At 44.9% G+C, this 20,668-nt stretch carries 20 protein-coding genes; 13 read left to right on the top strand and 7 right to left on the bottom strand.

Annotation, left to right across the window (positions count from 1 at the left end):
* The first annotated feature begins 64 nt into the window (after positions 1-64).
* Positions 65-1,789: an ABC transporter substrate-binding protein gene (locus FFR00_RS18395; protein ID WP_137674881.1), complete on the top strand. Its 1,725-nt coding sequence runs from the start codon at positions 65-67 to the stop codon at positions 1,787-1,789.
* Between the two features lie 432 nt (positions 1,790-2,221).
* Here the strand turns inward: FFR00_RS18395 and FFR00_RS18400 are convergent, their stop codons facing one another.
* The 5 genes from FFR00_RS18400 to FFR00_RS18420 form a co-directional block, all read right to left on the bottom strand.
* On the bottom strand, positions 2,222-2,800 hold the full coding sequence (locus FFR00_RS18400; RefSeq protein ID WP_137674882.1) for a hypothetical protein: 579 nt from the start codon (positions 2,798-2,800) through the stop codon (positions 2,222-2,224).
* Between the two features lie 295 nt (positions 2,801-3,095).
* Positions 3,096-4,343, bottom strand: a complete 1,248-nt coding sequence (locus FFR00_RS18405; protein ID WP_137674883.1) for a hypothetical protein — start codon at positions 4,341-4,343, stop codon at positions 3,096-3,098.
* A gap of 8 nt (positions 4,344-4,351) precedes the next feature.
* A complete protein-coding gene (locus FFR00_RS18410; RefSeq protein WP_137674884.1) occupies positions 4,352-5,491 on the bottom strand; it encodes a hypothetical protein in 1,140 nt (379 codons plus the stop codon).
* Positions 5,492-5,673: 182 nt separating this feature from the next.
* Positions 5,674-6,582: a response regulator gene (locus FFR00_RS18415; protein ID WP_137674885.1), complete on the bottom strand. Its 909-nt coding sequence runs from the start codon at positions 6,580-6,582 to the stop codon at positions 5,674-5,676.
* Positions 6,579-9,980: an ATP-binding protein gene (locus FFR00_RS18420; RefSeq protein ID WP_137674886.1), complete on the bottom strand. Its 3,402-nt coding sequence runs from the start codon at positions 9,978-9,980 to the stop codon at positions 6,579-6,581. Before FFR00_RS18420 ends, FFR00_RS18415 begins: the two co-directional genes overlap by 4 nt.
* A gap of 309 nt (positions 9,981-10,289) precedes the next feature.
* Between FFR00_RS18420 and urtA the strand changes: the two genes are divergently transcribed.
* The 8 genes from urtA (at position 10,290) to FFR00_RS18460 (ending at position 17,300) form a co-directional block, all read left to right on the top strand.
* The gene (urtA, locus tag FFR00_RS18425; protein ID WP_137674887.1) at positions 10,290-11,552 is read left to right on the top strand and encodes an urea ABC transporter substrate-binding protein; all 1,263 of its coding nucleotides are present in this window, start codon (positions 10,290-10,292) and stop codon (positions 11,550-11,552) included.
* A 66-nt stretch (positions 11,553-11,618) separates the two neighbouring features.
* The gene (gene urtB, locus FFR00_RS18430; protein ID WP_137674888.1) at positions 11,619-12,545 is read left to right on the top strand and encodes an urea ABC transporter permease subunit UrtB; all 927 of its coding nucleotides are present in this window, start codon (positions 11,619-11,621) and stop codon (positions 12,543-12,545) included.
* 11 nt (positions 12,546-12,556) lie between these two features.
* A complete protein-coding gene (gene urtC / locus FFR00_RS18435) occupies positions 12,557-13,774 on the top strand; it encodes an urea ABC transporter permease subunit UrtC (protein ID WP_137674927.1) in 1,218 nt (405 codons plus the stop codon).
* On the top strand, positions 13,761-14,525 hold the full coding sequence (gene urtD, locus FFR00_RS18440; RefSeq protein WP_137674889.1) for an urea ABC transporter ATP-binding protein UrtD: 765 nt from the start codon (positions 13,761-13,763) through the stop codon (positions 14,523-14,525). The genes urtC and urtD overlap by 14 nt, the downstream gene beginning before the upstream one ends.
* 10 nt (positions 14,526-14,535) lie before the next feature.
* Positions 14,536-15,225 (top strand): urea ABC transporter ATP-binding subunit UrtE, encoded by a 690-nt coding sequence (urtE, locus tag FFR00_RS18445; RefSeq protein WP_137674890.1) that lies wholly within the window; start codon positions 14,536-14,538, stop codon positions 15,223-15,225.
* Positions 15,226-15,264: 39 nt separating this feature from the next.
* The gene (gene fmdA, locus FFR00_RS18450) at positions 15,265-16,500 is read left to right on the top strand and encodes a formamidase (protein ID WP_137674891.1); all 1,236 of its coding nucleotides are present in this window, start codon (positions 15,265-15,267) and stop codon (positions 16,498-16,500) included.
* A gap of 12 nt (positions 16,501-16,512) precedes the next feature.
* Positions 16,513-16,869: a zinc ribbon domain-containing protein gene (locus FFR00_RS18455; protein ID WP_137674892.1), complete on the top strand. Its 357-nt coding sequence runs from the start codon at positions 16,513-16,515 to the stop codon at positions 16,867-16,869.
* A 191-nt stretch (positions 16,870-17,060) separates the two neighbouring features.
* The gene (locus tag FFR00_RS18460; RefSeq protein WP_137674893.1) at positions 17,061-17,300 is read left to right on the top strand and encodes an alternative ribosome-rescue factor A; all 240 of its coding nucleotides are present in this window, start codon (positions 17,061-17,063) and stop codon (positions 17,298-17,300) included.
* On the opposite strand, the gene yjjG is transcribed toward FFR00_RS18460, so the two are convergent.
* The gene (gene yjjG / locus FFR00_RS18465) at positions 17,266-17,943 is read right to left on the bottom strand and encodes a pyrimidine 5'-nucleotidase (protein WP_137674894.1); all 678 of its coding nucleotides are present in this window, start codon (positions 17,941-17,943) and stop codon (positions 17,266-17,268) included. The genes FFR00_RS18460 and yjjG overlap by 35 nt on opposite strands.
* A gap of 301 nt (positions 17,944-18,244) precedes the next feature.
* On the opposite strand from yjjG, the gene rpsP reads away from it, so the two are divergent.
* The 4 genes from rpsP to rplS are packed head-to-tail and all read left to right on the top strand — an operon-like array spanning position 18,245 to position 20,209.
* Complete coding sequence (gene rpsP, locus FFR00_RS18470) at positions 18,245-18,490, top strand: 30S ribosomal protein S16 (protein WP_016401327.1); 246 nt, start codon at positions 18,245-18,247, stop codon at positions 18,488-18,490.
* Between the two features lie 24 nt (positions 18,491-18,514).
* A complete protein-coding gene (rimM, locus tag FFR00_RS18475; protein WP_137674895.1) occupies positions 18,515-19,045 on the top strand; it encodes a ribosome maturation factor RimM in 531 nt (176 codons plus the stop codon).
* An 8-nt stretch (positions 19,046-19,053) separates the two neighbouring features.
* Positions 19,054-19,827 (top strand): tRNA (guanosine(37)-N1)-methyltransferase TrmD, encoded by a 774-nt coding sequence (gene trmD, locus FFR00_RS18480; protein ID WP_373681418.1) that lies wholly within the window; start codon positions 19,054-19,056, stop codon positions 19,825-19,827.
* A gap of 28 nt (positions 19,828-19,855) precedes the next feature.
* Positions 19,856-20,209, top strand: coding sequence for a 50S ribosomal protein L19 (gene rplS / locus FFR00_RS18485; protein WP_137674896.1), 354 nt, complete (start codon positions 19,856-19,858; stop codon positions 20,207-20,209).
* 61 nt (positions 20,210-20,270) lie between these two features.
* Here the strand turns inward: rplS and FFR00_RS18490 are convergent, their stop codons facing one another.
* Positions 20,271-20,594 (bottom strand): isoamylase early set domain-containing protein, encoded by a 324-nt coding sequence (locus FFR00_RS18490; protein ID WP_137674897.1) that lies wholly within the window; start codon positions 20,592-20,594, stop codon positions 20,271-20,273.
* Positions 20,595-20,668 lie beyond the last annotated feature (74 nt).

Raw genomic sequence — 20,668 nt, forward strand, 5'->3', positions numbered from 1 at the left:
CGAAGGCATCAGTAGATGCCGCAGAAAAAACAACATGCACTTTAAAAACAAAAGGAATGAAGAAATGCCCTACAATAAAAAATCAATGTTTAAGCTAGCTCGCCTTAGCGTGGCAATGGTTATTGCCGGCTGCAGTAGCGTAGCCTTAGCAGATCAATACAGTGATGCCGCCAAACAGTGGGTAGGTGATGAATTTACACCTTCTACGCTAAGTCAGCAGCAGCAAATGGATGAGATGGCATGGTTTACAGAAGCGGCAAAACCATTTCGCGGTATGGAAATTAATGTTGCTTCAGAAACCATTACCACCCATGAATATGAAAGTAAGACCTTAGCCAAGGCGTTTTTCGAGATTACTGGGATCAAGGTTAATCATGACTTGATTCAAGAAGGTGACGTAGTAGAAAAACTGCAAACGCAAATGCAGTCGGGTCGTAATATTTATGATGCCTACGTAAACGATTCAGATTTAATTGGTACTCACTTCCGTTACGGTAAAGTGGTGCCTATTAGTGACTTTATTAAAGGTGAGGGTAAAGATGTCACCCTCCCAACTCTAGATTTAGAAGACTTTATCGGTCTGAGTTTTACCACCGGCCCAGATGGCAAAATCTATCAACTGCCAGATCAACAGTTTGCCAACCTCTACTGGTTCCGTGCCGATTGGTTTGAGCGCACCGACTTAAAAGAGAAGTTTAAAGCGGAATACGGCTACGAGTTAGGAGTACCACTTAACTGGTCTGCCTATGAAGACATTGCTGAATTCTTCTCAGAAAAAGTAAAAACCATTGATGGCGAACGTGTTTATGGCCACATGGATTATGGTAAAAAAGATCCTTCACTCGGTTGGCGCTTTACCGATGCTTGGTTATCTATGGCGGGTGCGGGCGACAAAGGCATTCCTAACGGTGTGCCGGTTGATGAATGGGGCATTCGGGTAGAAGGCTGTAACCCTGTAGGCTCAAGCGTAGAACGTGGTGGTGCCACCAATGGCCCTGCGGCAGTTTATGCCACAGCTAAATACGTAGAATGGCTTAAAAAATACGCGCCACCAGAAGCCCCCGGCATGACCTTTGGCGAAGCTGGCCCAGTACCTGCGCAAGGTAGCGTAGCCCAACAAATCTTCTGGTACACCGCCTTTACCGCCGATATGACCAAACCCGGATTACCAGTCGTGAATGAAGATGGCACGCCAAAATGGCGCATGGCTCCTTCGCCGCGCGGCCCATACTGGGAAGAGGGCATGAAGCTGGGTTATCAAGATACCGGCTCATGGACGTTCCTAAATTCAACGCCGCTAGACAGACGCCAAGCTGCTTGGTTGTATGCCCAGTTTGTGGTGTCTAAATCAGTATCGCTTAAGAAAACCTTGGTGGGCTTAACGCCTATTCGTGAGTCAGACATTAACTCGCAAGCAATGACCGACGCCGCGCCTAAGCTAGGTGGTTTGGTGGAGTTTTACCGCAGCGATGCACGGGTACAATGGACACCAACCGGTACCAACGTGCCAGACTATCCAAAACTGGCACAGCTTTGGTGGCAATACGTGGCAGAAGCGGCCAGTGGTGAGAAAACCCCACAACAAGCAATGGACGGCCTAGCTGCCGCACAAGACAAAGTGCTAACACGCTTAGAGCGCAGCGGTGCGCAAGGCGAGTGTGGTCCTAAGCTTAATCCCAAGCAAGACGCCTCTTACTGGCTAAACCAACCTGGCTCACCTAAAGCCAAGTTAGCCAACGAGAAGCCGCAAGGTAAAACCATTGCTTATAAAGATTTAATCGCCCAATAAGCAAATCAGTAAATCAAAAGACCCAGCCTTGGCTGGGTCTTTTTGTTAGTGATTAAGTTCGAGCAGCGGGTTACTTGTTTGTGAATAGAACACTTTAAGTGACGAAGTGAGAAAGTTTAAAGTGACTCTGACCCTTATTATTAAAGACAGGTGCTACGACGGAATAAGTAAGGTTAGCGCTGCCCGCTGTTTGGGTAATCTACGGATATCAGCATGAGAACCGACGAACTTACTTGCTTCAAGCTCATGCATTAACTCGCCCTTTAGGCAAAGAGCAATGGTTCACACGAGCTAGGGGGTTAGGCGCTCAACTTGACATGGGGAGTCATACCAACGCCTCAATAAGAGGAAATTTATAGCTGGCTAAAATGTTGAACGCAGTGAAAACAGCCAGCTGTAAATTTTCCTGCTTGATTGCCTTGTTAGCTGTATTTAAAGCCAAAACTGCCACCATTTTTTACTTTCTTGTACTTTGTAACCAGTAGGTTCTTTTTCTTCTACGCTACGGTTATCTTCATACTCTATACCTTGATACTCGCCACTGTGGCCAGTGATTACAATTTTACCATTATCTAACCACTCAAGAACTTTCTCAACTTCACCTAGTATCTGGGGGTAATAATCATCTACCTTTTCGTTGTATTGATCAGGACAGGTTATACCTAGACCATATCCCAATCCTAAATTGTCCATGAAGTCGAAACCATCACAATATAAGTCGTAACACTGTTCTATGTATTTTTGAACATCAGTGGGCTTATCTGTTATTTTTTGCAGTATATTTCGAATGTTCCATTCGTAATACTTCCCCATTGAAAAATAATTGGAAAGCACTTTCTCAGCTTCATAAAGACCCGAAGGGATTTTGTAATTTATCGAAATTAGTTCTAAGTAATCATCAGAATTTAATGTTTCTTCAAGCTTTGATTCTGAGTACACCCATTTCTCAAATTCTGATAATTCGATCTCATGAGAAACTAACTTAAAGAAAACCAACTCTACAGGATTCAATGAACTCTCTTATACAGCTAACAGTTTATTAATAGGAAAATTTCCTTGTTTAAACACGGAATTTTTCCTCTTTCACGCATTTGATAAATCCAAGATTATCACCTTTCCTAAATTACATCAGCCATCTAGCTCTAAAAGTAACAAAAACATCAGCAAGAAAGGTGGGATACACTTGGGAAAGAAGGAATCACAATTTACTTGTGTAAAATCACTGTGCTTTATTGGTTCGAACTTACTAAAGCAAAGAGTAAACAGGAGTAAGGTTGCTGCTTAGTGCCGCCGAAGTTGCATACGTTTAGTCGTAAATGCTGCCGATGTTGGCGCTAGATATAAACTTAGGATGCTTCTTTAGCCGTTGCTGTAGTAAGTCTAGTTGGATTGAATCACTGTATTTAGGAAATACGCTCACATCAGCAAGTTGGTTGATAGAAAGCCTGCTTCGTCGCCATTTAGCCCACCTAGCATTAAGCAATAAACGGTCGGTTTCACGAAGGAATTGCTTGCTGCGGTAACGCCATATTATTTGCTTTAATACACGGCTGAGAAATTTGTTTTGCTTAGTCATAGCCAGCTGGTAAAGATACTCATAAAACGACAAGTCTTCTTCACTCTTAGGTGATAGCTGTTTTAAGTCTGTGGTAGTAATTGGTTCAGAAAATTTAAAATTAGTAACATCGTTGAGCTGCATCGCCATATGAGTTCGATAACATTTGGCACAGCGCCCGCAATTGTAGTTTGGGTCTTTCCAGCATACCCATAAGTTGTGCAGGGCATCGGGGTAGTGTTTGATGGCGGCGATTTTCTTTGCTCGATCTGCTTCTAAACCCACATGTGATAACTCACAGGACTCTGATGACCAGAGTGGGTCTATCAAAGGGTGGCCGTTTGAAGGGTGCACTGCATCATAAGTAACCGCTGCGCTGCACAAAGCACTTTTAGGGTTAAGCAGCAGTGCCACGCTGGCAAGCGAGGCACCAAAATTAGCGAAACGCGCTAAACGGGTCCAGCCGGTAAACTCCTTCAAATTGCTTTCAACACATATCAATCGCTTGTCGAAGATGTGAGCCGTTTTCTGACAGCGTGCCACCATATTGCGCCAGGTGGTTTTGTCCATGCTGAAATCAAAGCCGTTTATCAGAATAAGATTCTCTAGTTGGTTTAGATGCTGAATCAACGAATAGGTGCCGTCTACGCCGCCAGAAAAAAATACACTATGACCCAACTGTTTATTTGACGGTTTAAAGCTTTGAGTGGTGGCTTGAATATTGATTATCTTAAAAATGGGGTTCCAAGCATGCATGATGGTTTGGATTTTCTGCAAGTTTTCTAGCAAGGTTGCGGATACGTAATACTGCCTATCAACCACGATATCTTCACCCAAAAACATCGCCGGGGCTAAGGCTGAACAAATAAATGGGCTGGCATCGTTCCCCGCTAAAACCAAATCGGGGCTGCTCTTAAACCATAAGGGAAAAGGACCAAGCATGGCTGAGAGTTTATTGTAACGGCGGTGTTTTTCTAGGTTAAGTTGATGAATTCGCATAAGGCGGACTAGTGCTTTTTAACGAGTTGTTTTAGTTTGTGGGCGTAGCCGTGAAGCACTAAGTCATCAAATTGATTGGCCAGTTCTCGTAGTTGAAAGTTTCGTTTTATATGCTCAAGGGCTTCGGTCAATACCTTGTCGTGAGCTTGCTTTGCCTGCTCTATGTTTTCTTCAAGAAACTGCACATCATGCACGTTATACAATTTTAGTGGGCGGAGGCGTTGCTTGATTTTTTGGTCGCTAAGTTTAGGAAAGGTGTTGCACTCTATGCCGAGTGCTCGCAAGCTGCTCATGGTACGTAGGCATTTTTCGCATTCACCGCAGTTATAACCATGATCGTGCCAGCATACTCGGAGTATGTTTAGGTAGTCAGGGTCTTGGCTTAGCACCTTTAGTTTGTCGATTCTTTTACAAGCTGCACCATGGTGTTCTATTTGAGTATGGTGATTACTCCATAAATGATCGGTGATGTAATTAGAGCCCTCTGGAATATTGTTTTCATAGGTTAGCCCAGACGCGATAAAGCATTTTTTCACGCCCAAGGCTAAAGCAATGCTCGATAAACCGCCGCCAAAACACACTCCCCAATTTAGCTGGTGGTGATAACCTAAAAAACGCACATTGGTTTCGCAGGGGACCAGCTGCTTGCCTTTACTGGCCAAATATTGCTCGTTGCAGTTATAGGCTTGTTGATACAAGTTATCGCTGGAAAGCTGCATATCAATGCCTTTAGCAAACAATAGGTAGTCTATCTGCTGCTGTTTTTGGTTAAAGGTGTAACTCCCATCTATACCTCCAGAAAAAAAAGACACCGTGTCGTTGTTAGCGTTAGCCGGCTCCATGGCGACACCGCCGTTTACTTTAATAGTATTCAGTTGATGCTTAAGGTAGGGCTGCCAGTAGCTAAAAATATGTTGCAGTTGCTCTAGGTTATTCAGCAAAGTGGGTGAGTAGTTGGCGCTATCTTCTAATTGTAAATCTTGATTCTTGGCCATGCTTATTAGCAAGCAGGCTGCAATAAAGGGATCAGCACTTAAGACCGGAGGGTACTGCTCTGGAAACTTATACCACAAGTCAAAACCCGCGCAGTCGGCACGTAAAATAGCATGTCCTGCAGTGTGTTCTATGCGGATTTGAGAAATCTTCATAAAGCCTCCTCGCTAGCTGTTAATCCTAGTGGCAATAAGCTTTTTTATACAATTAAGCGGGAGGACTAAGGCGAGGATTCGTCAGAAAAGCCTTAGTTGCAGTTAGCTATTGTTTACACTTGCCCGAGCCAACTTGTTCGGTTCAGGTACAATCATTATTTAAAATGCGTTAATTCATTAGCTTAAATTTCATTTAAATAGGCCAAGCAAACTGCCGTTGCACTGGTTCGGTTCTCTACGGCTAACTTTTGAAATATAGCTTCAAGGTGTTTATTGACGGTACGCGGGCTCATATCCAATATTTGGGCTATTTCACGATTGGTTTTTCCTCTCGCTAACCAAAACAGTACTTCGGACTCACGTTCAGTTAAGGCAAAGCGTTGGCGCAATGAATCCCGCATGCTGTGCTCGTCGTTGTCGACTAATCGCAGTAAGTGTTCTCCGGGGGATGATTGCCCCAGATAGCGGATCTGCAGCGGCTTATCTAGTTTAGCTAGCGACAATATCGAATGTTTCTCTGGCTTATGCATAAGCCACGTTTTTAGTTGTTGGGTGAGTAATTCAAGGTTTTGATTAAGCTCTATGCTTATTGAGCTTAAAAGCGCGGCCGCTTTAGAGCTACGCCAAATAACAGCTGCTTTATTGTTGATGGTGAAGGTGGCTTGGCCTAACTCATCTAAAGCGCCGTGAGCGCTGCGAGTGAGGCGCGCGTTGCTAAGGTGAACTTTTATTCGCGCGAATAACTCATCGAGCTTTATGGGTTTATGGATATAGTCGACACCGCCTGACTCTAAGCCCTTAATCATTGATTCGCTGTCGCTCAAACCGGTCATAAATATCACTGGAATATCGCTAAAATCGCTATCTTGTTTAAGCAGTTGGCAGGCTTCAAAACCGTCCATGTTGGGCATTAAGGCATCCATGAGTACTAAATCTGGATTAATCCGTAGGCTAATATCTAGGGCCTGCTGTCCATCCATGGCAATGAGTACCGTATAACCTTGTTCGTTGAGGGCGGTGTTTAACATGGCTAAAGATTCGGCCGCGTCGTCGACCACTAAAATAACGCCTTTCGAGCTTGCCGTGTTCATGATAAATCCTCCTTTTTCATGAGCTGTTCGCAAGCCATGCTTATTTTAGAAAACTGAAATTGACTTAAGTCTTGTCTGAACTGCTGGGTAATGACTAAAAGCTTTGGGTCACATTCTAAGTGCTGCAAACCTTGCTCAATGCCTTGTACAAAACCCAGTTGCGCCATCTGGTTAATCTCGTTTAGCTGTTCTCGCTGATGTTGATTGATCGTTGGCGCTGTATTTGCCACTAGCGAAGAGGGTTGAGGTGGTGTTGGCGGCGTTATTGGGCTAAATCGCCAAGTAATGGCTAAGGCTTTGGCTATTTTCTCAAGTAGTGCGTTGTAACGTATTGGCTTGGCTAAATAGTCATTGTGAAGAGCTTGTTCAACATGGCGGATCCCAGCGTCTAAAAACGAGGGTTCATTAGCATTCGCCGACACCATAATTATGGGTGATTCTACCGCTTGTTTACGCAACTCAGCCAGTAATTGCCAACCACTCATCACGGGCATGGAGATGTCTAATAGAAACAAATCAACCTTGTTGTGTTCTAGAGCACTTAAACAGTCAATGGCATCGCTGGCTTCTAACACGCTAAAGCCCAAAGGCTGGAGAATTTGTAGCACTAGACTTCTATGGTTGGGGTCATCGTCTACTACCATAACGGTTTTACTTGGCCCATTTATGGATTCTATTTTGCCTAAGGCTGGCGCTTGGCTGGGGGCTTTTTCAATGCTTGATAGCATCAGACTTAATTTAAATACGCTGCCTTTTTCAGGCTCGCTAGTGAGGCTGATATTGCCACCCATTATTTCAGTGAGCAATTGAGTTATGGTTAAACCAAGGCCAGTTCCTTGAGCTTGTACTGAACCACTGCTACGTACTCGCTCAAAGGGTTTGAAAACCCGTTCTTGGTCTTGTTCACTTATGCCAACACCAGTATCACTAATGGTAAATTCGGCCACTTGATTGCGATAATGCACTTTTAGCGAGACTTCACCATGTTGGGTAAATTTTACCGCATTGGATAGTAGGTTGATTAAAATTTGCCGTAAGTGGGTTTCATCTGCCACCACCCAATGAGGTAGATAAGGACTCGGTTGGTAGCTAAAACTAATGCCTTTATTCTTGGCTTGTAAGCTAAACATATCGACCAAGTCGTTGAGTAAGGCACCTATTTCCACTTGGTCTCGCTGCAGTTCAAGCTTACCTGCTTCAATTCTTGATATGTCCAACAAGCCTTCGATAATGTCGGCCAAGTGCTCGCCACTGCGTTTGATTAATGAAACTTTAGCCACATGTTCGTTAGCCAAGGTGGGGGCTTTTTCTAATAACTGGGCATAACCCAGTACTGAGTTTAGCGGTGTTCTTAACTCGTGACTAATGCCGGTGAGATAGCGGCTTTTGGCATGGTTAGCCGATTCTGCGGTTTCTTTAGCTTGCTGTAAGGCTTGGTCAGTGGCTTCGTGGGCAGAGATTTCTTGGCTGAGTAATTGGGTTTGGCGCTGTGATTCATCTAGCGCAAATTGGCGGCTGTCGTTGGCCAATACAAACAGCCATACCAACACCCCCATAATGATCATTAGTAAAAAGAATATATGGCTTAAAGTGGCAGAAATAGCGGCTTTGGTGGCTACTTCGCTTCCCGGTATTCGCGCGTACACCAGATAAAACAAACTCGCGATAAGCATGGCGATTAGCGCCATTAAACCAGAAAAGTGCAACAAGCGGGTATTCATTAACGACGAGACAGATTTAGGGAGAATTAAGGCGACAAACTGACTTAATTGCTGGCCAAATCGGGCGTTGGTTTTGCACTGATCGTGGCAGCGTGCATCTAAGGTGCAACACAAAGAACAAATTGCTCCACCGTAGGCTGGGCAACTGGCTAAATCCTCAATCTCAAAGCTATTTTGGCAAACCGTACACTCACCTTGGAGTGTGTTAGGCAGTGTGGATTCCCTAGCTAGGTAATAGCGCCCTTGGGTGAGCACCGCAATAATGGGCGAGCAAACAAATGCACAGCCCAAACCTATAAATGGCGCTAGTGCTTGGGCGGTATCGCCGAGGTTGCCGGTATAACAATATATTCCGGCAAACGAGGCAAATACCATGGCGCCTACTCCAACCGGATTAATGTCGTAGAGGTGAGCGCGCTTAAATTCAATATGTTTGGGGCTTAACCCTAAAGGTTTGTTGATGATCAAATCGGCAACCAGCGCACCTACCCAAGCCACGGCCACATTAGAATAGATACCTAGAATATCTTCGATGGCCGAGTAGATACCCAGCTCCATAATAAGCAGCGCGATGATGACATTAAACACCAGCCAAACCACTCGCCCTGGGTGGCTATGGGTTAAGCGCGAAAAAAAGTTAGACCAAGCAATAGAGCCAGCATAAGCATTGGTAACGTTAATTTTTAGCTGACAAACTAGTACGAAAATACCGGCGAGCGATAGGGCAACCAGCGGTGACTGCGTCATATATGAAAAAGCGACTTGGTACATTTGAATTGGGTCACCAGCCACGTCTTCGCTCACTCCTGCGTTAATCGCTAACACCACTAAAAATGATCCCAGTAAAATTTTCACCGCGCCGACAATTATCCAACCGGGACCGGCCGAGAGTAATGCTAACCACCAACATGCTCGATGTTTTTTGTTGGCCTCTGGCATAAAGCGTAAAAAGTCGACCTGTTCGCCAATTTGCGCCATTAAAGAGAACAGTATTCCCGATGCTGCACCAAATAGATGCAGGTTAAATTGGCCGGTTGCATCGCTTTCCTGAGCGCCTTGGTATTGTAACCAGTTGTCTATGGCATTCGATTCGTGCCACAGGATAAATACGAAAGGGGTGATTTGTAATATTAGCCACAGGGGTTGGCTCCAAAGTTGAAAGCGGCTAATAAACGTAATGCCGTGGGTAACTAAAGGAATAACAACAACCGCGCTAATTAAGTAACCAATGCTTAGAGGGATATTAAATAATAGTTCTAAGGCTGAGGCCATTATCGCCGCTTCAATGGCAAAAAAGATAAAGGTAAAAGAGGCGTAGATTAGCGAGGTAATGGTAGAACCAATGTAGCCAAAGCCCGCACCCCGGGTGAGTAAATCGATGTCTACGCCGTAACGTGCCGCGTAGTAAGAAATAGGCATACCGCAAAAAAAGATAATCGCTGAAACGACTAAGATTGCGGCGATTGAGTTGCTAAAGCCATAGCTGAGCATTAACGCTCCGCCTATTGCTTCTAAGGCAAGAAAAGAGATAGCGCCTAAGGCGGTATTAGAGACGCGAGCAACCGACCATTGCCTCGCGCTTTTAGAGGTAAACCTCAGCGCATAATCTTCCAAGGTTTGATTGGCGACCCAGCGGTTGTAGTTTCGCCTTGCCTTAAATACGTGCTGATCCTTCATGGTTTACGCGCCTTCCTTTTATTGGCTTAGCCAGAAGCAAGCATTAATCACGCCGAATTATCTCCACGATAATGTCATAAATATCAATAGAATCAGTATGTTATTGATAGGTTGAGAATATGGGAATGGCTTGTTATCAGCATGCGCTAATGAGTCTTGACCCTAAATCAATCGTTGCATTGTGGCTATGCGTCAAATGACGTAGTGGGCTAGAGCAATTAGCTCATTTTGCTGTTTAGCTGATTTTTGCAAAATGGTAGTCAGCAAGTATGGACACATTGTCTTACACACTCAGCAGGGACTATCACTATGCAAAAACTTAATAAATCAGGCTTAAGCAATGTGCTACGCCGGAACATTTTAAAAGGAATGATGGCATTGCCAGCAGCTATGTTGGTGTCACAGCTAAGTTTAGCCGCAGCCATGAGCACCGCCGATGTGAATACCACCGGTTTAGCGGTGACCGACGATACCGTGAAGGTAGGTATCTTACATTCCATCACTGGCACCATGGCCATTAGTGAGACGGGTTCGGTACAAGCAGAGATGTTGGCGATTGAGCAGATTAACGCTATGGGTGGCGTATTGGGTCGTCAAATTGAATATGTGCAAGAAGATGGCGCCAGCGACTGGCCAACCTTTGCTGAAAAATCTAAAAAACTATTAGTAAAAGATAAGGCCGCTGCGGTATTTGGTTGTTGGACATCGGCATCGCGCAAAGCGGTACTGCCAGTGTTTGAACAATACAACGGCATGCTTTATTACCCTACATTTTATGAGGGTTTGGAGCAGTCGCCGAATGTTATTTACACGGGTCAAGAAGCCACTCAGCAGATTATTGCTGGTATCGATTGGGTAACCAAAACCAAAGATGCTAAAAGCTTTTTCTTGTTAGGTTCGGATTATATTTGGCCGCGTACCTCTAATAAAATTGCGCGTAAGCACATTGATAAATTGGGTCTTAAGGTCGTTGGCGAAGAGTACTACCCGCTAGGTCACACCTCATTTAACTCTGTTATCAACAAAATCAAACTGAAAAAACCTGATGTTATCTACGCGATTGTGGTGGGTGGCTCTAACGTGGCTTTTTACAAGCAACTTAAAGCGGCTGGCATTGATATGACCAAAGAGAAACCATTGGTTCTGACTATCTCAGTAACCGAAGATGAAATTTTGGGTATAGGTGGCGAAAACATGCAGGGTGCTTACGCGGCAATGAAGTACTTCCAAAGCCTGACTAACACAAATAACCAAGAGTTTGTTGCTGCCTTTAAGAAGCGTTGGGGTGACGATATTGTGATTGGCGACGTAACTCAGGCGGCTTACTTAGGCCCATGGTTATGGAAAGCCGCAGTAGAAAAAGCCGGCTCGTTTGATATTGATAAAGTACGCGCGGCGTCACCAAATCTTGAACTTACCACTGCACCAGAAGGTTACGTGAAGGTACATGAAAACCATCACTTATGGTCTAAAACACGTATCGGTCATGCCTTGCCAAATGGCCAGTATGAAGTGGTGTATGAAACAGAAGACCTGATTGAGCCAAACCCATTCCCTAAAGGTTATCAGTAACCACGTGTTCGTGACCTAGTTAGCTAGGTCACCTTCCTTTTCTATAGCTTTAATGAGGAACACAAGATGTTTGCCGATTATACCAGCTCAGAGCTTACCGCCATTTTCGCCATGCAGGGATTTGCCGGTCTAATTTTATTTTCTGTATTTGTTCTTATGGCTTTAGGTTTGGCCATTATATTCGGCCAAATGGGTGTTATTAATATGGCGCACGGCGAATTTATGATTCTCGGCGCTTACATTACCTACCTTACCTCTCAGCTATTTAGCGCCTATTTACCTAGCTTATTTGACGGCTACTTCTTTATTGCCATGTTGCTGGCTTTTGTGGTCACCGGAGCCTTAGGGGCTCTTGTGGAGTGGGCAATGATTCGACATTTGTACAAGCGCCCTTTAGATACCTTATTAGCAACGTGGGGCTTAAGCCTAATTTTGCAGCAACTTTACCGCACCGTATTTGGTGCCAGAGAAGTAGGGGTGAGTTTACCTGATTGGTTAATGGGATCTTACGCCATCACCGACATTATTGAAGTGCCGATTAACGGCATATTTGTCATGGTGCTTACCATCTTTATCACTATTGGCGTTTACTTGTTGATGCAAAAATCACGCTTGGGTAAACAAACCCGCGCAGTAGTACAAAACCGCGCTATGGCAGGTGCTGTAGGCATTAATACCGAGAAGGTGGATCGCTATACCTTTGCTTTGGGCTGCGGTATTGCAGGCGTCGCTGGCTCGGCCTTTACCATGGTGGGATCTACCGGACCTACCGCCGGGCAATTGTACATTGTAGATACCTTTTTAGTGGTGGTATTTGGTGGCGCTTCTAGCTTACTTGGCACAGTCGCCTCTGCCTTTACCATCTCACAAGCTCAATCCACCATGGAATTTTTCCTTAGTGGTTCTATGGCTAAAGTTCTCACCTTATTGACCGTGGTCGGCATTTTAATGTTACGCCCACAAGGTTTGTTTTCGCTCAAGGTTCGTCGTTAGGGAGAATGATGATGTCATCACAAATTAGTGCTGCGCCTGCGCAGAATAGTAGCCCAGTAGATTGGTGGAAGTACCTGTTATTGGCTGTAATCTTATTAGTTGTTTTACCTTTGGCATTAGATATTTTCCGGCTGAATTTAATCGGCAAATACCTTACCTACGCTTTTGTCGCGATTGGCTTGGTGTTGTGCTGGGGATGCGGCGGCATTTTAAGTTTAGGCCAAGGGGTATTCTTTGGTTTAGGTGGGTATTGCATGGCGATGTTTTTGAAGCTGGAGGCTTCAAACCCAGAAGCCACTGCCATCCAATCTACTCCTGGTATTCCTGATTTTATGGATTGGAATCAGCTCACCGAGTTGCCTTGGTTTTGGCAGCCCTTCCATAGCTTAAGCTTTACCTTATTGGCGGTGATTGCGGTGCCGGTGATATTCGCTTTTATCATTGGTGTTGCGATGTTCACACGACGGGTGGGTGGCGTGTACTTCGCCATTATTACCCAAGCCATTGCCGCTATTCTCACCATTTTGATTATTGGCCAGCAAGGCTATACCGGTGGGGTAAACGGCATTACCGATTTACGCACCTTTGTAGGCTGGGACATTCGTACCGAGTCTGCTCAGTATCTTCTTTACTTCGTGAACGTTGCTTTGCTATTTGCGTGCTTGTTTGCAGCCTTGTATATCAAACGCTGTAAGTTAGGTCGTTTGCTGGTGGCGATGCGCGAGAAAGAAGACCGAGTGCGCTTTTCTGGCTACAACGTAGCAAGCTTCAAAATCTTTGTTTTTTGTATAGGTGCAGCATTTGCGGCTATTGGTGGCGCAATGTTTACTCTGCAGGTGGGCTTTATGTCGCCTTCGTTTGTGGGCATCGTGCCGTCGATTGAAATGGTGATCTTTTGTGCGGTAGGCGGACGTTTGTCGCTGTTGGGCGCAGTATACGGCACTTTATTGGTTAACTTAGCCAAAACCAGCTTCTCAGAGTCTTTTCCTGAGCTGTGGTTATTTGCCATGGGGGCGCTGTTTATTGGCGTGGTATTGGCGTTTCCAGACGGCTTAGCTGGCTTGTATCAAACCTACATTCAACCTTGGTTTAAGCACTTTATTAATCGTGAAAAAGTGGGGCTAACTCCGCCAGCGCCAATCCCAGAAAAAACCACCACTCCAGCTAAAGAACCAGTGGCGTCTAGCCTGTCATCATCACTTGAGGAGAGCCGTAATGTCCCAGCTTAATCAAAAAACTAGCGACAAAGACTTTGTACTAAGTGTTGAGGGCTTAACGGTGTCCTTTGACGGATTTAAAGCGGTAGATGATTTGTCCTTATATGTAGAAGAGCAAGAAATCAGAGTCATTATTGGCCCCAATGGCGCGGGTAAAACTACGGTATTAGACCTTATCTGTGGCCGAACTAAAGCCACTGAAGGCTCAATAAAATTTAAGAAAAAGGAGCTAACCAGGCTTAAAGAGCACCAAATTGTGCACGCAGGGGTTGGGCGAAAATTTCAAACACCATCGATATACGAAGACCTAAGCGTATTTGAAAACCTAGAAATATCTTACCCGCGGGGTCGAAATGTTTGGGGAGCTTTAACCTTTAAACGCGACCAGCAAGTACAAGACAAGATTCTAGAAATTGCAGAAATGGTGTTTCTCACAGACAAGCTTCACGACCAAGCTGACTTACTCAGCCATGGCCAAAAACAATGGTTAGAAATAGGCATGTTGCTGATTCAAGACCCTGAACTACTGATGCTTGATGAGCCTGTAGCAGGCATGTCAGTGGCCGAGCGCAAGCAAACTGCAGAGTTGCTACAAAGCATCACTAAGCAGCGTTCGGTGCTGGTGATTGAGCATGATATGCAATTTGTCGAAGACATTGCAGATCGGGTGACCGTGTTGCACCAGGGAAAGGTGCTATCTGAAGGCTCGATGCAGCGGGTGAAGAACGATCCCAAAGTTATTGAAGTTTACTTAGGTCATTAAGGAGAAGGCGATGTTGGAACTAACAGATTACCACGTGGCTTATGGTCAAAGTGAAGTGATATCAGGAATGAACTTTAGCCTGAAGAAGAACGAAATTGTGGCGATTCTTGGCAGAAATGGCATGGGTAAAACCACTTTGATGAAGTCTTTGATTGGCATGATTCCAAGTCGTTCTGGTGAAGTAAAGCTAGAGGGAACATCGCTAAGTGAGCAAAAAAGTCATCAACGAGTGGCTTCTGGCCTTGGCTTTGTGCCGCAAGGGCGAATGATTTTTTCCACTATGACGGTGCAAGAGAACATAGAAACAGGTTTAACCAGTATTGGCTCCAGCAAAATCCCCGACGACTTATACAGTATTTTCCCGGTGTTATGGGAGATGCGCCATCGCCGAGGTGGCAATTTGTCGGGCGGGCAGCAGCAACAGTTAGCGATAGCCAGAGCGCTAGCCAGCAACCCCAGCGTACTGCTGTTAGACGAACCTACCGAGGGAATTCAGCCCTCCATCATTAAAGACATGGCCAAAACACTAAAGCAAATCCGCGACCAGCGTGGTTTGTCGATAGTGGTATCGGAACAAGTATTAAGTTTTGCCCTTGATGTGGCAGACCGAATATTGGTGATAGAGAAAGGACAAATCGTTCACGACGTTCAGCGTGACGAGGTTGATGAACAACAAGTTGCCGCATATTTGTCGGTTTAAACGGCCAGTGTGTGAAGTTTACATTCAAGGAGAAAGACCATGGCAGAAACAATCATTAAAATTGACCTAAAACAATCAGCATACGACAACGAAAAGCTACATAACCGTTGGCATCCAGATATTCCAATGGCTGCAACGGTGAAGCCCGGTGATGACTTTATTTTAGAGTGTGTAGATTGGACCGGCGGGCAAATAAAAAATGACGACGACGCTTCCGATGTTCGCGATGTTGATTTATCTCAGGTGCATTTTTTATCTGGTCCAGTAGGCGTAGAAGGCGCGGAACCCGGTGATTTGCTCGAAGTCGATATTCTAGACATTGGTACCTTTGACGATTCGCAGTGGGGCTTTAACGGCTTCTTTTCAAAGCAAAACGGTGGCGGCTTTTTGGATGAACACTTTCCAGAAGCACAAAAATCGATTTGGGACTTCAATGGTATGTTTACCAAATCTCGGCACATTCCGGGTGTTGAGTTTGCGGGTTTAATTCACCCTGGTTTAATTGGCTGCTTACCTGACAAGAAGATGTTAGACGAGTGGAACCGCCGTGAAAAAGAACTGTTTGATACCAATCCAGACAGAGTACCTATGTTAGCTGCATTGCCATATGCGCCTACCGCGCATATGGGTAACATGAAGCCAGAAGAAGCCAAAGTCGCAGCTGAAGAAGGCGCAAGAACAGTACCACCGCGCGAACATGGCGGTAACTGTGATATTAAAGATTTATCTCGTGGTTCAAAAATCTATTTTCCAGTGTATGTAAAAGGCGCCGGCTTGTCGGTGGGCGATTTGCACTTTAGCCAAGGCGATGGCGAAATCACGTTTTGTGGTGCGATTGAAATGGCCGGTTGGATTCACTTACGGGTTAACTTAATTAAAGACGGCATGTCTAAATATGCGATTAAGAACCCTATCTTCAAACCAAGCCCAATTGCCCCTCGTTATGACGATTACCTGATCTTTGAAGGTATCTCGGTTGACGAAAACGGCAAGCAGCATTATCTCGATGCCAACGTGGCCTACCGTCAAGCTTGCTTGAACGCCATTGAGTATCTGAAAAAGTTTGGTTACAGCGGGGCGCAAGCATACTCGCTGTTAGGCACTGCGCCAGTGCAAGGGCATTTAAGTGGGGTGGTTGACGTACCAAACTCGTGTGCCACCTTGTGGTTACCAACTGACATCTTTGAGTTTGATATTAAACCTAATGCCGATGGCCCAACCAAGTACCTAGATGGTAGCGTTGATATGCCTTTAGCGCCTGACCTAGATAAGTAAGCGAGGTGGACTATGCCAGTTTATGACTATAAATGTGCTGAACATGGTTTGTTTTATGAATTAGCCGCTATGGACGATAGCGCTAAGCCAGCTAAGTGCCCGAAGTGTGACGCGTTGTCTGCAAGGGTGATTATGTTGCCACCCTCGGTACTCGATATGGCGGCAGAAACCAAACAAGCCATAGAGAGAAACGAACGAGCGCGGCACGAGCCGCAACATTCAACGGCTGATACCAGAGCTGAAAATGCCGAGAAAGTGAAAAAAGGTTGTGGTTGTACTCATACTAAACGGGGAGGCTCAAAGCTGTTTTATACCGCCAGTGGGGAGAAAATGTTCCCGTCTATGCGGCCGTGGATGATTAGTCACTAAGCTTGGCTAGTTAGAGTTGTTCTAAAGTAGGCTTCGGCCTACTTTTTTAGTGGGTAGATTTAATCCGAATGCTTAGAGGGTTAAAAAGTGACTTGCAAAAGTGAAGAAGATTTGGGTTTATGCCAGTTTACGATATACTGCGCAGCAAGTGACCAATTAGGCACTTAGTTACACCGTTAAACGAGGATATTATGGCTGATAAGAAAGCCGCCAAGCCGATGCTTGCTCATGAGCATGGCCGAGGGCAAATAAATGACAATGTGATAAAGGCACTGGTAACCAGTCCATTATTTAAAGCAAAAGTAGAAAGACCCAAAAAAGGTAAAGGGTCATACAACCGAAAGGGGCAGAAGCTGAAGGGCTATGCCCCTTTTGACTTTTTAAGCGTACGTAAAGTTATGCCGCCTCTAACAGGGTTTGCAGCTGCTTAAGCGAGCTCACTTCATGATGAGGTTCTATTCCTGCGGGTCTGTCTTTCCCATGTCTATTTAACCAACAGGTATGAACACCAGCGTTTAAGCCACCTTGCACATCTGAATGCGGGTTGTCCCCAACCATCAATACCTTGTGTTTCTCTGGATGTTGCATGTGCGCAAAGGCGTGCTCAAAAATATCTTTATGTGGCTTGGCTACACCTACCTGTTCAGATATAACCAGCGGTGAGAAATACCCGGTTAAGCCGGTGCGCTCTAAGCGAATGTTTTGCAAAGCGGTAAACCCGTTAGTAATAATGCCCATTTTCACCTTGCCCTTTAAGGCATCAAGCAGTTCTTTAGCACCAGGCAATAAGCTACAAATATCCGCCATAGCCTCTAGAAAGGCGTCATTAAGCTGCTGAGGGTGTTGCTCGAGTTTATTAGCCCAGTATTCAAAGCGCTGCTGTTGCAGCTGCTCAGCGTTTACTTGGCCTGCTTGGTAGGCATCCCAAAGTGGCAGGTTACGGGCTTGATAATGTTGGTAATCTTGCTGTTCAAAACTCACACCGTAACGCGAGAACATTAATTGTAAGCCAGCAAAGGCATCAAAATGAAACAACGTCTCATCGGCATCAAACAATATCCACTGGTACTGCATAAACTTATCGCCTACATATCTGCAAAAAGACGCTTATGTTGGTGCAAGTCTTAGTTTAAGTCAAAGCCCGCTGAGTTGTTGTCTGCATCTAGCTAGTGGCTTGATGTGCTTCGGCTTTTTTAGTGCGGAATCACGATGGAATTACCACACTTATTAAAGTCGGCAAGAAGCGGTGTATTTAGATTGCCGCTAAAGCGGGGTATGGCTTGCAATTAAGCTAAAAAGGAGTACAATTCCGCGGCTTCAATTAGCGGGGATCCCATTTCGGGACCTTAAATTTTTTAACTAGTATGAGGACGATATGGTTACCATTCGTTTGCAACGTGGCGGCGCAAAAAAGCGTCCATTCTATCAAGTAGTTGTTACTGATAGCCGTAATTCACGTGACGGTCGCTTTATTGAGAAATTAGGTTTTTTCAATCCGATCGCCAAAGGTCAAGAAGAGCGTATTCGCTTGGAACAAGACCGCATTGATCACTGGGTTGGCCAAGGCGCTGCGGTTTCTAACCGTGTAGCTAAGCTAATCAAAGACTCTAAAGCAGCATAATTCAGTTTTTTTGGTGGAGTTAAGATGAGCAATACAGAACAGCCCATCGTGGTAGGTCGCTTAGGTGCCGTTTACGGTATTAAAGGTTGGCTTAAAGTTAACTCATTCACCGATGATTCAGAAGCTGTATTTAACTATCAACCTTGGTTGATAGGTCGTTCTGGCGAATATACTTCAATTGAAGTGACAGAATGGCGGCGACACAGCAAATCTTTCATCGTTAAGCTCGCGGGCTTTGATGTAAGAGAACAAGCACAGAGTTTAACTGGAATGGATATTGCGGCTTTGCCACAAGACCTACCAGAGCTAGCTGAAGATGAATATTACTGGCGTGACCTTATAGGCATGCAAGTGGTTAATCGCAGTGGCTATAACTTAGGGCAGGTAACCGATTTAATGGAAACTGGCTCGAATGATGTCTTGGTTGTGAAAGCCAATTTGAAAGATGCCTTTGGCAAAAAAGAACGGTTAATTCCGTTTGTAGAGTCTCAGATAATTGATAACGTCGATCGCGAGTCTCAAACTATTACTGTTGATTGGGATCCTAGTTTCTAGGTTCCATTATGGCTGAGCAAACACCACAGTTGTGGGTGGGAATAGTAAGTCTATTCCCGGAAATGTTTTCTGCTATAAGCGAGTATGGTGTAACTGGGCGTGCGGTTAAACGCGGCCTGATTAAGATTGAGTGTTGGAATCCTCGTGATTTCACCCACGATCGTCATCGTACGGTGGACGACCGACCTTACGGCGGTGGCCCTGGTATGTTAATGATGGTGCAACCCTTACGGGATGCAATTCATGCTGCTAAACAGGCTGCTGGTGATGGGGTAAAGGTGATTTATATGTCACCGCAAGGGCGTACCTTGAAGCAAGACGGAGTAATAGAGTTAGCTCAACAGCAAAAGCTGATAATAGTTGCTGGTCGCTATGAAGGCATTGACGAACGCTTGATTCAAGCCGAAGTTGATGAAGAATGGTCGATTGGTGATTATGTGTTAAGTGGTGGTGAGCTGCCAGCAATGAATATGATAGACGCCGTCTCGCGGTTAATTCCGGGAGTACTGGGGGATAAAGCTTCAGCTGAGCAGGATTCATTCTCTGATGGATTGTTGGATTGTCCACATTATACTCGTCCAGAAGTTTTGGATGGGCAGGCAGTACCTGAGGTATTGCTAAGTGGTAACCATAAAAAAATTGAAGAATGGCGGCACAAACAGGCACTTGGGCGAACCTACTTGAGGCGACCGGAGTTATTGGAGAATCTAGCTCTGACTGACAAGCAAGAAAAGATTCTTGCTGAGTTCATCCAAGAGCAGAAGCCCTTGGATAATAAATAAAGTTTCAGTTAATTCTAGGAAAATAGTAATGAGCAATATTATTAAACAGCTCGAAGATGAGCAATTGAAGCAAGACGTACCTGCGTTCGCACCTGGTGATACAGTTGTAGTTCAGGTAAAAGTAAAAGAAGGTGACCGTGAGCGTCTACAGGCGTTTGAAGGTGTGGTAATTGCTAAGCGTAACCGTGGTTTACACTCTGCATTTACTGTACGTAAAATTTCAAACGGTGAAGGCGTTGAGCGTGCATTTCAAACTCATAGCCCGCTAGTTGAGAGTGTTACTGTTAAGCGTCGTGGTGACGTTCGTCGTGCTAAGCTTTACTACTTACGTGAACTTTCTGGTAAGAAAGCACGTATTAAAGAAAAGTTGGCGACTAAGTAAGTCTACTTCTTCGAGAACAAAAAGCCCGCAATTGCGGGCTTTTTTTATATCTGAAAATGAGTTATTGGGCTAACTGTAATACAGAGTTATCGCCGTCTACACCATTGGCTTGGTAGGCATCAGCTTCCCAATCATTGTCGTATGCTTCTACGCCATCAGCTAAACATAGCTTGTATTTAAATTGGTAACTGGCTTGTTGGTCAGTAGGTACATTCACTACTACCTTAAATTTGCCATTCTTAAGTTTACTTAGCTCTAAAGGTTGCCACTCATTAAACTCTGCCAGCAAAAATATTTGCTCGGCATCTTGAGTTGCTTCCTTCTCAATTTCAAAGGTAACTTTTACTTCTGGCTTGGACTTTAGATATTGCTTTTTCAACGGCATGGTTTTCTCCTCCGAGAGATAATATAAATCCGTATACAATGTGACCAAGCTTGATTCTTTCAAATAAGTGAGAG

Origin of the sequence: Agarivorans sp. Toyoura001 (genome assembly GCF_005405585.1) — a bacterium.
GTDB lineage: Bacteria > Pseudomonadota > Gammaproteobacteria > Enterobacterales > Celerinatantimonadaceae > Agarivorans.

Coding starts and splice junctions, on each gene's coding strand:
- trmD (WP_373681418.1), top strand. CDS start 19,054: ATGGCTGAGCAAACACCACAGTTGTGGGTGGGAATAGTAAGTCTATTC.
- FFR00_RS18395 (WP_137674881.1), top strand. CDS start 65: ATGCCCTACAATAAAAAATCAATGTTTAAGCTAGCTCGCCTTAGCGTG.
- fmdA (WP_137674891.1), top strand. CDS start 15,265: ATGGCAGAAACAATCATTAAAATTGACCTAAAACAATCAGCATACGAC.
- FFR00_RS18460 (WP_137674893.1), top strand. CDS start 17,061: ATGGCTGATAAGAAAGCCGCCAAGCCGATGCTTGCTCATGAGCATGGC.
- FFR00_RS18415 (WP_137674885.1), bottom strand. CDS start 6,582: ATGAACACGGCAAGCTCGAAAGGCGTTATTTTAGTGGTCGACGACGCG.
- FFR00_RS18410 (WP_137674884.1), bottom strand. CDS start 5,491: ATGAAGATTTCTCAAATCCGCATAGAACACACTGCAGGACATGCTATT.
- FFR00_RS18490 (WP_137674897.1), bottom strand. CDS start 20,594: ATGCCGTTGAAAAAGCAATATCTAAAGTCCAAGCCAGAAGTAAAAGTT.
- urtE (WP_137674890.1), top strand. CDS start 14,536: ATGTTGGAACTAACAGATTACCACGTGGCTTATGGTCAAAGTGAAGTG.
- FFR00_RS18455 (WP_137674892.1), top strand. CDS start 16,513: ATGCCAGTTTATGACTATAAATGTGCTGAACATGGTTTGTTTTATGAA.
- rplS (WP_137674896.1), top strand. CDS start 19,856: ATGAGCAATATTATTAAACAGCTCGAAGATGAGCAATTGAAGCAAGAC.
- yjjG (WP_137674894.1), bottom strand. CDS start 17,943: ATGCAGTACCAGTGGATATTGTTTGATGCCGATGAGACGTTGTTTCAT.
- rpsP (WP_016401327.1), top strand. CDS start 18,245: ATGGTTACCATTCGTTTGCAACGTGGCGGCGCAAAAAAGCGTCCATTC.
- FFR00_RS18405 (WP_137674883.1), bottom strand. CDS start 4,343: ATGCGAATTCATCAACTTAACCTAGAAAAACACCGCCGTTACAATAAA.
- urtA (WP_137674887.1), top strand. CDS start 10,290: ATGCAAAAACTTAATAAATCAGGCTTAAGCAATGTGCTACGCCGGAAC.
- urtB (WP_137674888.1), top strand. CDS start 11,619: ATGTTTGCCGATTATACCAGCTCAGAGCTTACCGCCATTTTCGCCATG.
- FFR00_RS18420 (WP_137674886.1), bottom strand. CDS start 9,980: ATGAAGGATCAGCACGTATTTAAGGCAAGGCGAAACTACAACCGCTGG.
- urtD (WP_137674889.1), top strand. CDS start 13,761: ATGTCCCAGCTTAATCAAAAAACTAGCGACAAAGACTTTGTACTAAGT.
- rimM (WP_137674895.1), top strand. CDS start 18,515: ATGAGCAATACAGAACAGCCCATCGTGGTAGGTCGCTTAGGTGCCGTT.
- urtC (WP_137674927.1), top strand. CDS start 12,557: ATGTCATCACAAATTAGTGCTGCGCCTGCGCAGAATAGTAGCCCAGTA.